Annotated in this window: 12 protein-coding genes; 8 read left to right on the top strand and 4 right to left on the bottom strand. The window is 64.7% G+C overall.

Going from position 1 to position 12,639, the window contains the following annotated elements; translation table 11 throughout:
• The first annotated feature begins 18 nt into the window (after positions 1-18).
• The 5 genes from CDV46_RS11285 (at position 19) to CDV46_RS11265 (ending at position 3,558) form a co-directional block, all read left to right on the top strand.
• Positions 19-840, top strand: coding sequence for an alpha/beta fold hydrolase (locus CDV46_RS11285; protein ID WP_087691296.1), 822 nt, complete (start codon positions 19-21; stop codon positions 838-840).
• 93 nt (positions 841-933) lie between these two features.
• Positions 934-1,251 carry a GNAT family N-acetyltransferase gene (locus CDV46_RS11280; protein ID WP_087722555.1) on the top strand — a complete coding sequence of 106 codons (318 nt, stop codon included), beginning with the start codon at positions 934-936 and terminating at the stop codon, positions 1,249-1,251.
• A 41-nt stretch (positions 1,252-1,292) separates the two neighbouring features.
• Positions 1,293-2,573 (top strand): NAD(P)/FAD-dependent oxidoreductase, encoded by a 1,281-nt coding sequence (locus tag CDV46_RS11275; protein ID WP_087722554.1) that lies wholly within the window; start codon positions 1,293-1,295, stop codon positions 2,571-2,573.
• A gap of 12 nt (positions 2,574-2,585) precedes the next feature.
• On the top strand, positions 2,586-2,894 hold the full coding sequence (locus CDV46_RS11270; protein ID WP_039367056.1) for a UBP-type zinc finger domain-containing protein: 309 nt from the start codon (positions 2,586-2,588) through the stop codon (positions 2,892-2,894).
• A 28-nt stretch (positions 2,895-2,922) separates the two neighbouring features.
• Entirely contained in the window at positions 2,923-3,558 is a 636-nt protein-coding gene (locus tag CDV46_RS11265) for an antibiotic biosynthesis monooxygenase (protein ID WP_087722553.1), read from the top strand.
• A gap of 131 nt (positions 3,559-3,689) precedes the next feature.
• Here the strand turns inward: CDV46_RS11265 and CDV46_RS11260 are convergent, their stop codons facing one another.
• Positions 3,690-5,261 carry an aldehyde dehydrogenase (NADP(+)) gene (locus CDV46_RS11260; protein WP_087722552.1) on the bottom strand — a complete coding sequence of 524 codons (1,572 nt, stop codon included), beginning with the start codon at positions 5,259-5,261 and terminating at the stop codon, positions 3,690-3,692.
• 10 nt (positions 5,262-5,271) lie between these two features.
• The gene (kdgD, locus tag CDV46_RS11255) at positions 5,272-6,183 is read right to left on the bottom strand and encodes a 5-dehydro-4-deoxyglucarate dehydratase (protein WP_087691300.1); all 912 of its coding nucleotides are present in this window, start codon (positions 6,181-6,183) and stop codon (positions 5,272-5,274) included.
• 495 nt (positions 6,184-6,678) lie between these two features.
• Here kdgD and garD point away from each other — a divergent pair, with 495 nt between their 5' ends.
• Positions 6,679-8,211 carry a galactarate dehydratase gene (garD, locus tag CDV46_RS11250; RefSeq protein WP_212677154.1) on the top strand — a complete coding sequence of 511 codons (1,533 nt, stop codon included), beginning with the start codon at positions 6,679-6,681 and terminating at the stop codon, positions 8,209-8,211.
• Positions 8,212-8,241: 30 nt separating this feature from the next.
• On the opposite strand, the gene CDV46_RS11245 is transcribed toward garD, so the two are convergent.
• On the bottom strand, positions 8,242-8,718 hold the full coding sequence (locus CDV46_RS11245) for a nitrate reductase associated protein (protein WP_087691301.1): 477 nt from the start codon (positions 8,716-8,718) through the stop codon (positions 8,242-8,244).
• An 823-nt stretch (positions 8,719-9,541) separates the two neighbouring features.
• On the opposite strand from CDV46_RS11245, the gene CDV46_RS11240 reads away from it, so the two are divergent.
• A complete protein-coding gene (locus CDV46_RS11240; RefSeq protein ID WP_140413342.1) occupies positions 9,542-10,504 on the top strand; it encodes a hypothetical protein in 963 nt (320 codons plus the stop codon).
• Between the two features lie 96 nt (positions 10,505-10,600).
• Positions 10,601-11,494: a DMT family transporter gene (locus CDV46_RS11235; protein WP_087691303.1), complete on the top strand. Its 894-nt coding sequence runs from the start codon at positions 10,601-10,603 to the stop codon at positions 11,492-11,494.
• A gap of 43 nt (positions 11,495-11,537) precedes the next feature.
• Here the strand turns inward: CDV46_RS11235 and CDV46_RS11230 are convergent, their stop codons facing one another.
• Entirely contained in the window at positions 11,538-12,380 is an 843-nt protein-coding gene (locus tag CDV46_RS11230) for a DUF4088 family protein (protein ID WP_087722550.1), read from the bottom strand.
• Positions 12,381-12,639: the final 259 nt, after the last annotated feature.

Raw genomic sequence — 12,639 nt, 5'->3', positions numbered from 1 at the left:
ACCTATTTGGAACGCATCATGACGACTCTGACACTGCGCGACGGCACCGAGCTTTACTACAAGGACTGGGGTTCGGGCCAGCCCATCCTCTTCAGCCACGGCTGGCCGCTGAGCGCCGACATGTGGGACGCGCAAATGCTGTTTTTCGCCGAACGCGGCTACCGTGCCATCGCGTTCGATCGCCGGGGTTTCGGCCGGTCGAGCCAACCGTGGACCGGCTACGACTACGACACGTTCGCCGACGATATTGCGGAACTCATCGAAGCGCTTGATCTGAAGGACGTGATCCTTGCGGGCTTCTCGATGGGCGGGGGCGACGTGACGCGCTACATCGCACGCAAAGGCAGCTCACGGATTGCCAAGCTGGCGCTCATCAGCGCGGTGACGCCGTTGTTCGTCAAGACGGCGGACCACCCACAGGGCCCCGACGCCTCGCTGTTCGCCGGGATCCGTGCCGGGCTTGCCGCCGACCGCCCGCAGTTTATTGACGACTTCAGCACAGTGTTTTACGGCACCAATCGTCCGGGCGCGAAAGTGTCGCAGGGAGTCTTGAAGCAGACGTTGCAGATCGCGTTGCAGGCGTCGATCAAAGCCACCATCGACTGCGTGACTGCCTTCTCAGAAACGGACTTCCGTCCCGATATGGCGAAGATCGACGTGCCGACCCTCGTGATCCACGGCGACGACGATCAGGTCGTGCCGATGGAAGCCACGGGCAAGCTCGCGGCGGAAATGATCAAGGGGGCGCAGTTCAAGGTCTACGCCGGTGCGCCGCACGCTACCGCCAGCACGCACGCCGATCAGCTCAACGCCGACCTGCTGGCGTTCATCCGGGGCTAAGAGGCCAAGAGGCCAAGAGGCTAAGAGAAAAAAGGGGCGGGTGCCCCGGGGGCGCGGAAAGCTTAAATCAGCGCCCCTCACCGAGACATTGACATGACCACGTCATCCACGCCGATTCAGGTTCACGACAACCCGTCGAAGCACCGCTTCGAATATCTGGCACAGGGCGAGCACGCCGTTGCGATTTATTCGATCGAAGGCAACGTCATCACGTTCATCCATACGCTGGTGCCCGATGCGCTGCGTGGGCAGGGGATCGCGACGAAGCTTGTGCTCGCGGGGCTCGCCTCTGCGCGTGAGCGCGGACTGCGGGTCATTCCGCAGTGCCCCGTCTTTGCGGCGTACATGCGCGCCCATCCCGAGACGCACGATTTGCTGGCCGAAGCGGGCCGCGTCTTGCTGGGCCTCTGACGATCGATAGACGCCGGACCTTACGACGATACGGAGCTGTCATGACATCGCTTGCCGCCACCGATTCAGTTGACGTCCAACATCCCCGGGTTCGACTGCTCGGGGGTGCCTATTCCGCACGCGCGTTCGAGATTCGCGACTTCCTGAGCCGAAGCGTAGTCACCTACGATTGGGTAGAACTGGACGAGGCCGCCGCGCGTCGCATTCCCGGTATCCGGGGGCTGGACGATCCGGGCCTGCCAGTGTGCGAATTTCCCGACGGCACGCGGTTATTCAACCCGAGCGTTGCCGACGTCGCCAAGCGGCTGGGATGGGTGGAAAAGCCCCGCCGAAAGGCATACGACGTGTCGATCTACGGTGCCGGTCCGGCCGGGCTGAGCGCGGCAGTGTATGCCGCGTCCGAAGGCTTGAGCACCGTGCTCGTCGAGCGCGATGCAATCGGCGGGCAGGCGGGCAACTCGTCGCTGATCGAAAACTATCTGGGCTTTCCACAGGGCATCAGTGGCGGCGAACTGGCCGAGCGCGCACGCCAGCAGGCGGTGCGTTTCGGCGCGGAGATTCTTCGGCTGCGCGAAGGTATCTATGCCGTCTTTGGCGACGGTGGCATTCACGTCGATCTGGCCGATGGCACACAGCTTTGCGCGAGCACCAACATCTGCGCGACCGGCATCGAGTGGCGTCGGCTTGGCTTGCCGGACGAGGCACGGTTGCAGGGACTGGGTCTCTTTTACGGCGCTGGCGCCAGCGAAGCGCCCATGTGCACCGGTGAGACGGTGTATGTCGTGGGGGGCGGCAACTCGGCAGGGCAGGCGTCCATTCACTTGGCCGCGTATGCCCGCGAGGTCGTCATTCTGGTGCGCGGCGCGCGCTTGGCGGATACGCTGTCCGACTATCTGATTCAGAAGATACAGGGCACGCCCAACATTCGGGTGGCCGTGGGCTGCGAAGTGAGCGCGCTGCATGGCGGCAATTTTCTGGAAGCGATCACGGTTCGCGAGCGCGAGAGCGGTGCCGAGCAGGTACTGGCGACGCATCATTTGTTCGTCTGTATCGGCGGACTGCCGAATACCGATTGGGCACGCGACACGGCGATCGCACGCGACGGGTCTGGTTATCTAGTCACGGGGCCCGACCTCACGCCGGCGATGTTGGCAGCCGCGCGCTGGCCGCTGGCGCGTGCGCCGTTTCCACTCGAAACCAGCGTGCCCGGTTCTTTCGCCGTGGGAGATGTGCGGCACGGTTCGATGAAGCGCGTCGCGTCCGCGGTGGGCGAAGGCGCGATGGCTGTTGCGTTTATCCACCAGCATCTCGCAACCCTTTGAGGAGAGATCGCCATGTCCAAACGTTGCACGCATACCGACAGCATTCAACACGTCACGCCCAGTGCGCTGGGGTGTGAAGAGTGTTTGAAATCCGGCAGCCGCTGGGTGCACTTGCGACTGTGTCGCACCTGCGGCCACGTGGGCTGCTGCGACGACTCGCCGAACCGTCACGCCAACGCGCACTTCCACGAAACCGGCCATCCCATCATCGAAGGTTATGACCCGCCGGAAGGCTGGGGCTGGTGCTATGTCGATCGCGTCATGCTGGATCTGGGTGACGACACGACGCCGCAAAACGGGCCGATCCCGCGCTACGTCTAAAACGTTTAAATGACCCGAAGAGGTTTTCATGCAACTTGAAGAGTCCACACCCTCCGTCGATCCGCGCGATCCGTCGCTGCGCAGCGCCTCGCTGGACGATCTGTCGGCCCGCCGCCTGCCACGCCCCGATAGCGTGACGGCGGTCATCGAGCATCACGTGCGGGCGGAATCCGTCGCGGCGTACGAGCAGTGGCTCAAGCGCATCGTCCCCATCGCGGAACGTTTTCCCGGGCATCGCGGCGTTCATGTCCTTCGTCCCGTGTCGGGCTCTACGGTCTATACGGTGACGTTGCGGTTCGATTCGCTGCCGCACGCGGAGGACTGGTTCCAGTCGGACGCGCGGCAAACGTTGCTCGGTGAAGTCACGCCGTTTCTCGCGCGCGATGAGCAGCGCCAGACAGTGACCGGGCTTGAGTTCTGGTTCCACCCGGCGCCGGGGCAAAAGCCCGCGAAGCGCTACAAGCAGTTTTTACTGACCCTGTCGGTGATTTTTCCGCTGACGATGATCGTGCCGCTTCCCGTGCGCTGGCTCGCGTTGCAGCTGCCGTGGCTCGACAACTTCGTCGTGACGAAGCTGCTGGCGGCGGCGATCATTGTGGGACTGATGACGTACGTCATCATGCCGCGCGTGACACGCGCGGCTGCACGATGGTTGTACGAGTGAAGTGAAAGCGGCGTGGCGCAGCGACTCGTCAAACCGAGTCGCTGCGCCACGGGGGTCAACGCGTTAGATTTCGTGTGGGTTTCGCGTTGACGATGCAGCATCTCGTGCATCGAGTTTGCGTCAGGCTTGTTTCATCGTGTTAGCGCCCCGTCGACCAGACGCCACAGACCGAGCGGATTGTCTTGACGCAGCGCGTCCGGCAGCAACGCGTCGGGCAGGTCCTGATAGCAGACCGGGCGCAGGAAGCGATCGATCGCCGTGGCACCGACGGACGTGAACATGGCGTTCGACGTGGCCGGGAACGGGCCGCCGTGCACCATCGCGTGACACACTTCGACGCCGGTCGGAAAACCGTTTGCGAGAATGCGTCCGGCGCGGCGCTCCAGACTCGGCAGCAGACGGCGTGCCGTCTCCACATCGCCGGCATCGAGTTGCAACGTGGCGGTGAGTTGACCTTCGAGCCGCTCGGTGATGGCGATCATCTCGTCGACGTTCTCGCACGCAATAACGACCGACGCCGGGCCAAACACCTCGTCGTGCAACGCCGGAGTGGCGAGAAACGCCGCTGCCGTCGTGCGGAAGAGGGCCGCTTGCCCCTGACATCCCGTGCCTGCCTGACCGCGTGCCACCAGCGACACATTGCCCTCATCAGCCAGACGTGCGACGCCCTTGTCGTAAGCCTGATGAATGCCCGCCGTCAGCATCGTGCCTGCCGCCTTGGCGGTGAGCGCTTCACCGGCGGTTTGGCAGAAGCGCTCCAGCGCATCGCCCGCGATACCCAGCACCAGCCCCGGGTTCGTGCAGAACTGACCGACGCCCATCGTGAGCGAGTCGGCGAAGCCCTTGGCGATCGCGTCACCGCGTGCCGCGAGTGCTTCGGGCAGTACGTACACCGGATTGATGCTGCTCATTTCCGCATACACGGGAATCGGCACCGCCCGCGCTTGCGCGATACGTTGCAAGGCAAGTCCACCGGTGCGCGAGCCCGTGAAGCCGACGGCCGCAATCGCCGGGTGCGCGACCAGTGCCTCGCCCACCGCGCGCTCACCGACGAGCAGCGAGAAGACACCTTCCGGCAGCCCCAGCTTCTGCACTGCGGAGCGCACGGCGCGAGCCACGAGTTCCGACGTGCCCAAATGCGCCGAGTGTGCCTTCACGACAACCGGACAACCGGCAGCAAACGCCGATGCCGTATCGCCACCCGCCACCGAGAACGCCAGCGGGAAGTTGCTCGCGCCGAACACGGCGACCGGACCGAGGCCGATCTTCGACAGGCGCAAATCGCTGCGCGGCAACGGCTGGCGCGCAGGTTGTGCCGGATCGATCGTGGCGTCGAGAAAATGCCCGTCGCGTACCACCTGCGCAAACATCTGCAATTGACCAACCGTGCGGCCACGCTCGCCTTGCAAGCGCGCTACGGGCAGGCCGCTTTCGGCATGAGCGCGCTCGATGAGCGCGTCGCCCAGATCGAGAATCGCCTGCGCGACGGCTTCGAGAAATTCGGCGCGCTTGGCCAGCGGCAACGCGCGGAACGGATCGAACGCGGCGCGCGCGAGTTCGCAGGCACGGTCGACATCCTGCGGGGTGCCCGCGCCGAACGCGGGCGCGATCCGCTCGCCACGCGCAGGATCGAACGCGTCCAGCGAGCCCGCGCTGCCGCGCACGTCGGCGCGGCCAATCAACATCTCACCGGTGATCTGCATGCGGGGCTCCTTAGCCTTCGACCTTCTTGATGAGCGCGTCGAGCGCTTCGAGTTCCTGCGGCAGCAAGTCGGTCAACGGTGCGCGCACCGGGCCGGCGTCGTGGCCGACGAGCTTCGCGCCCGCCTTCACGATGCTCACCGCATAACCCGCGCGACGATTGCGAATTTCGAGATACGGCAGGAAGAACGTGTCGAGCAGGCGGCCCATCGTGGCCTGATCGTCTTCACACACGGCGCGGTAGAACGCCATGGCGGTCTTCGGAATGAAGTTGAACACGGCCGACGAGTACACCGGCACGCCCAGTGCGCGGTACGCTGCGGCATAGACTTCGGCGGTGGGCAGGCCGCCCAGATACGAGAAGCGGTCGCCCAGACGGCGGCGAATCTGCACCATGCGTTCGATATCGCCCACGCCGTCCTTGAAGCCGATCAGGTTCGGGCACTTGTCGGCCAGACGTTCGAGTTCGTCGGCGCTGAGCTTCGAGTTCGCGCGGTTGTAGACGATCACGCCGACGTTCACCGATTGGCAGACCTGTTCCACGTGGGCGGCGATGCCGTCGAGGCTGGCTTCGGTCAGGTAATGGGGCATGAGCAGCACGCCCTTCGCGCCGAGGCGTTCGGCTTCCTGTGCGTACTGAATGGCCATGCGGGTGGGGCCGCCGGCACCCGCGAGAATCGGCACCTTGCCGGCGCAGGTGTCGACGGCGGTTTTGATCACGGCGCTGTAGTCCTGCGGCGTGAGCGAGAAGAATTCGCCCGTGCCGCCAGCCGCAAACAGGGCCGTCGCACCGAACGGCGCCAGCCATTCCAGGCGATCCGCGTAAGCGCGCGCGTTGAAGTCGCCATTCGCGTCGAAGTCGGTCACGGGGAAAGACAACAAGCCGTCGGAGACGATCTGTTTGAGTTCTTGGGGTGCGGTCATTTCGGCAGTTCCTGTCGGCCCGCGGGGCCGGATTCGGTAATAAAAGGGATCGCTCAACTAGCGTCCGGCGCTTAGTTATATGTCATCGTATAACATGTCATTCGGTCGATCAAGAGGGAGGCCGTTGGAATGGCAGTTGGGATAAACCCGGAAAGGGGTTGTCACTATATGGACGTAACCGCGAAAGCGTACGCGCATCAAGCGTCTAGATGTATGATGACGCATAAGTGACGGCGGGTTGAGCCAACATCAACGACGCCGGATGGGATCAAGTCAGCAGGAGGAGAGGTACGCAAGATGTCTTCAACACAGGACACGCGCCACGCAGGCGATACACCGCAGGAAACCGGGCCCGGCACACCGGGATCAACGGCGGCTTCGGCGGCTTCGGCGGCTTCGGCGGCTTCGGCAGCTTCGGCAGCTTCGGCAGCTTCGGCAACATCGGGGCTGTCGGATATTTCCAACAAATCGACGGCCGCACCGCGCTATATCCGGATGCAGCCGGAAGACAACGTCGCTATCGTCGTGAACGACGGCGGCTTGCCTGCGGGCAGCCGTTTTGCCGACGGGCTGGTGCTCGTCGACGCGGTGCCGCAGGGACACAAGGTCGCGCTGGCCGATCTCGCACTGGATGCGCCGGTGATTCGCTACGGCGTGGTCATCGGCTACGCAGCGCGCCCGTTACCGGCGGGCAGTTGGGTCAACGAACGCAACCTGCACATGCCCGAGGCCCCGTCGCTCGACCGGCTGCCGATCGCCACGCGCGTGCCTGCGGCATTGCCACCGCTTGAGGGCTTCACGTTTCAGGGCTATCGCAACGCCGACGGCTCGGTGGGCACGCGCAATATTCTGGCCATTACCACCACCGTGCAGTGCGTGGCCGGGGTGGTCGAATTCGCGGTGAAGCGCATCAAGGAAACGTTGCTGCCGAAGTATCCGAATGTCGACGATGTCGTCGGACTGGAGCACACCTACGGCTGTGGCGTCGCCATCGATGCGCCGGACGCCATCGTGCCGATCCGCACACTGCGCAACATCGCGACGAATCCGAACTTCGGCGGCGAGGTGATGGTGGTGAGTCTGGGCTGCGAAAAGCTCCAGCCTGAGCGTCTGCTCCCGGCGGGCAGCATTCCCATCGGCAGCGCGGATGCCGACGGCAAACCCGACACGGTCTGCCTGCAAGACGAGGCCCACGTCGGCTTTTTGTCGATGATCGATTCGATTCTTGCTACAGCGGACGTGCACTTGCAGCGCCTGAATGCGCGTCAACGCGAAACGGTACCGGCATCGGAGCTGATCGTCGGCGTGCAGTGCGGTGGCAGCGATGCGTTCTCGGGCGTGACGGCGAATCCTGCCGTGGGTTTTGCCACGGACCTGCTGGTGCGCACGGGCGCTACGGTGATGTTCTCGGAAGTGACCGAAGTGCGCGACGGCATCGATCAACTGACCTCACGCGCGGCAACGCCCGAAGTGGCGGCGGCCATGATCAAGGAGATGGCTTGGTACGACGCGTACCTTGAGCGCGGCCGCGTGGATCGCAGCGCGAACACGACGCCCGGCAACAAGCGGGGTGGTCTGTCGAATATTGTCGAAAAGGCGATGGGGTCGATCGTGAAGTCGGGCAGCGGGCCGATTCACGGCGTGGTGTCGCCGGGCGACAAGCTCGACCGTTCACGCCAGCGCGGGCTCATCTACGCGGCGACGCCCGCCAGCGATTTCATCTGCGGCACGCTGCAACTGGCGGCCGGCATCAACCTGCATGTGTTCACCACCGGGCGCGGCACGCCGTACGGTCTCGCCGAAGTCCCGGTGATCAAAGTCGCGACCCGCAGCGATCTGGCACGCCGGTGGCACGATCTGATGGATGTGGACGCAGGGCGCATCGCGACCGGCGACGCCACCATCGAAGACGTGGGCTGGCAGTTGTTCCACTTGATGCTGGCGGTGGCCAGCGGCGAGAAGACGTGGGCAGAGCGTTGGGGATTACACAACGCGCTCGTCCTGTTCAACCCCGCGCCGGTGACCTGATGTGATGCGCGGGGCGTGCTGGCTCGTGCGTCAAAGATCGGCTTGTGTCTGCGCGAGGCCGAACTCGAGCATGGCCGGCACGAAGCAATGGTTGAGCGTGTCGCGTCGGGAGAGTTTGGTCAGCACATAGCGGCGGAAGGCGGTAAGGGTGCCCCAGTCGCCGACATCGGGCGGCAGCAGATCGGCCAGTTCGCACTGTTTGAGCAAGCCCGGGGGCAGGGCGTTGGTGTCTTGCCACGCGGTGGGCGCCGCGTCGATGCTGCGCTCGATCGGTTGCCCCAGATGTTGTTCTGCAATCTCATCCAGACGGGCCGCAAAATCCTCATCACCCGGTACACAGGAGGCCAGCGTCTCGCGCGCCTCATACGGCAACCGTTGCCAGTCGGCCAGTGACAAATGCTGGCCGCTGTGATCCAGATTGAAGCGAATCGCCATTGTGATGAACTTCAGGTCTTCGCAGGCTTCGATCTCGAAGACAAAGATCGGCAGACGCTGATAGAGATGCATGAGCGTAACTCCTCGTGAGGCGACATATCGTAGCCAGACGATTGTACCCGCGCGACGCGAGCCATTGCGACCGCACGCACGATAGTGTGATGGCTGCGAAGTTGCTGTGAGGGTTCTTGGGTGATTTCCGAAAGTGCTCTGCCAAAGCGAGATGACGAGGCGGTCCGCGCGACGCCTGCGCGTGACGCTTGCGGTTAACTGCCGGTCGCAGCACGCGGTGTTGTCGGTGCCGTCAGCCGCCCAATGCGCACCGGTCGCGACGGAAAGGCTTGCTGTCCTATACGGCGGCCACGGAGTGACGACGAGATCCGCGCTGTGAAAATTCCTAGAGCGGTGCCCCAATCACGAAACCCTCCGGTTTTCCTAAGGTAAGCGTTTGCTCGCAGGATTCGACAGGAGCCGACATGCCGACCAACGCCTCGCCGCTACCCTTCCCGTTTGTGCCCGTCGTGCCAGCTTCACGCCCGGCATCACAGAGTCATGCCGCATTGGCCCCAACGCCATCCCTTACACCCGCGAAACCCTCGACACCCGCGACCGCCTCCGTAATCTCCCCGCCCGACGCGCCGTCTTCCTCGGATACTTCAGACAACCCGCCTCGCCGCGCCTCGGGAAAATCTGGCAAATCTGGCGTCACTTCCGGCAACACCGAAGCATCAAAATCCCGCGTTCCCCATCGAAGCGTCTCGTTCGGCGCGCGTCAGACGCCGGTCATGTCACCCGACAGCGGGCTCGCCGACCTGCGCATCGACGTCGTTCGCGCCGTGGCGTGCGCCGACGTGCCGTTGCTTGGCGCGATTGTCCGATGAGCGCGGTGCCTGTCGTGTCCAATTCACCCGATGTGTCTCGTCCTGCGCCGGACGCCGAGAAGCAGAGTCCGGCGGTCTGGCTCATCGTGTCGCCGCATGCGGAGTGGTCGTGTGCGGGCGATGTGGTCACCGTGGCGTCGCGTGAGGTGTCGTGCACGTTGCGCGGCGCTTCGCCCGAAGTGCCCGCATGGCTGGAGCGCTTGCAGCATGGCGTGCTGCTGGCGTCGGCACCCACCCCGGGGACATGGCTCGCGGCGCTCGTCGATGAAGAACTCGCCAGCGTGTTGCCTGCCACCGATCCCGATATCGTGCCGGCGTTCGGAAAGATCTGCGATGTGTGGATGCGCGGCATTTTCGCGTCGCCGTTCTGGGCGCGCTTTCTCGCAGGCGAATCGAGCGAGATTCAGGTGCTCGCGTTTCTTGCCCAGATGTATCACCGGGCGGCGGGCGCCGACGTGCACAACCGCATTGCCGTCGAGCGTTGTACCGACCCCGTATTGCGGCCGATTCTGCTGCGCCAGTACCGGGAGCAGCGGGGGCAGGCGACCATGCTTGCCGCCGGGTTGTTGCGGTGCGGTGCGGCGGCGCGCACGTTTCTCGATAGCGGGGCGTTTGACGCGACGCATGCACTGGTCGATTTCATCATCGAAGCGGCGGGCGACATGCCGGGCTATGTCGGCTGCTGTGCGTTGTGTCAGGCACCGGCAGCGGCACGCGCCGTTAGCGAGATCGAAGCGCAGTTCGACGCGTTATCACAGCGCTATCCTTCGGCGGCCGACGGCTTCGCGGCGGTGTGTGCGCATGCGCGCCACGATGCCAGCGTTTGCGGCGGTACGCCGTTGTTGTCGCTCTGGGTGCAGGAGGCCGGGCCGCCCGATGCGGCAGCGCGCCTGCGCATGTTGCGCGGCGCGTTCGGCGTGGCGGCGGCGTATCGCGCGATGTTCGACGCGTTGTATCGTCTCGACGAGGACCTCTGAGCCCTCACAAGAGGCACCCGATTGGGGCGCACGCCTCGTATAATGGCGTCCCAACGGCGGGGGCGGTTGCGACTTCGCGCCGTCTGCCCCCTGACCATGACAACCCAACTCGCTTACCTCGCCGCGCTCGGTGCCGCCCTTTGCTGGGCTTGCAGCGGCATGATCGCCATCACGCCTGTTCGTCAGGCCGGTTCCTTCCCGTTCAACTACGCCCGCATGCTGCTCGTCTTCGCGATGTTGCTCTTCGCGCTGGCGGTGTTGCGCGGCTGGCCGTCGCTTACCACTGAGCAGTGGCTGCGATTGTGCGCGTCGGGTCTCATCGGCATTCTGGTGGGCGACACCATTCTCTATACGTCGCTCGGCCGTCTCGGGCCGCGCCGCAACTCCATCATCTTCGCCACCAATGCACCGATGACCGCCATGCTCGGTTACTTCTGGCTAGGCGAAGCTTTGGGCTGGCGAGCCATCGTCGGCGTTGCGCTGGTGACGGCAGGCGTGGCGCTGGCGATTGCGTTCGGCGGCCGGCGCGACGATGCGCATCACTGGGAATCGGTACGCGGCGATGTGCGCGTGGGCGTGTTGATCGGCCTGACGGCGGCGCTCTGTCATTCCATCGGCACCTTGATTGCCAAGCCCGTGATGGCGGCAGGGGTCGACCCGGTCGGGGCGTCGGCGGTGCGTGTGGGGGTGTCGGCGCTCGGACTCACGATACTGGCCGCACGGCGCGGTCGCAGCATCTTTTCGGCGTTCACGCCCGGCACGCTGGCGCTGACCGCGTTGTCCGGCTTTGTCGGCGTGGCCGTCGGCATGACGCTGCTGCTCTACGGCATGGGCCACGGCAATACCGGGGTGATCGCCACGCTCTCGGCGACCACGCCGGTGATGGTGTTGCCGTTGCTGTGGATCCGGACGCGTCAACGTCCGGCGGCAGGTGCGTGGGTCGGGGCGTTGATCGCGAGCGCGGGTGTGGCGATGATCTTCAATCGCTAAGGCGTGTGGACGCTGGGCGTTGTTGATTCACCGCGTCAACACGTCAGCGCGTCAGCGGCGAGCGCAGGCTTTCGGTGTTCTGCGAGGGGGAGTCGTCGGACAGACTCGCCAGCGCGGACGCGGCAGTGGGCGACGTTTCGCTCGGTGCCGGGCGCGGTGCCGCCGGTGTGAGCAGGCGCCGCAGCCACGCCGCAAGCCGCTCGAACACACTCGGATCGTCGTTGAAGATCTCGGGGCGCAGCACGCGCAGATATTCCAGAATTTGATCGGCCTCCTGACGACCGACCGAGCCGTAGATCACGGCGAGATCGAGTAAGGCCTGCAATTCCCCCAGCTTCTCGCGCGCCTGCAACGGGCGCGCCGTTTCCACGCCACGTTTGGCCTCGAACACACGTTCGCGCAACACCGACGCCGCGCGCCACGCGGGGGTCTGCAAGGTCGCTTCCAGCGTGCGCAAGTCTTGTGCCGACGTGACGATCTGTCCTGCCAGCGACTCTACGATGCGCTCTTCTCCCTTCGCTTCACGCACGATGCCTTCGGCCCAGCGGCTGGCCTGACGCGACATGTCTTCGCGCGTCCATTCCGGGCGCGAGACAAAGTAGAAACCATGCTGACGGGCCTGATTCAGGATGATCGAGACGACATCCGGAAACTGTTTGTCGAAGGTGCGCTTGGCCCATGCGTAGTGACCGCCTGCGAGCAGTTGCGCGACGGCGGCTTCGGTCAACGGCACGGTGCTGTCGAGCAGGCGTGCGCGCAGAAAATCGTCGAACGGGGGCGGCGTGAAGTGACGATCGACGGCGGCAGAAATGCGCACGAACGCGTCGAAGTCCTTTTGCAGATCCGCAAGTGCGGTGTCGGACAGGGTGAGAGAGATACGGCTCATCGTGACAGGCTCCCGGCCACTGCGACGGCGCGATACCAGTCGTCACGCGAGCCTGTCATGGCCCGGCGAGCGTCTGCCTGAGTGCAGCGGGCCGGATGCGGCGTCGCCGGAGCCCGTGCCACGTGCATCCCCGTTGCGCGTGAAGTCATTGCAGCGATACGTGTAATCGGTGCGCCCGGGTCGTTGCCGTGCGCTATGAAGATGGCCATCGGTACGCGTCGCAGTCTCGCGGCGTGCGTGGCCCCATATGGCGGCGATT

The sequence above is a fragment of the Pandoraea sp. PE-S2T-3 genome (genome assembly GCF_002179965.1).
Taxonomy (GTDB): Bacteria; Pseudomonadota; Gammaproteobacteria; order Burkholderiales; family Burkholderiaceae; genus Pandoraea.
Note: the sequence above shows the minus strand (reverse complement) of the source record. Positions and strands in the feature narration are given on the sequence as shown.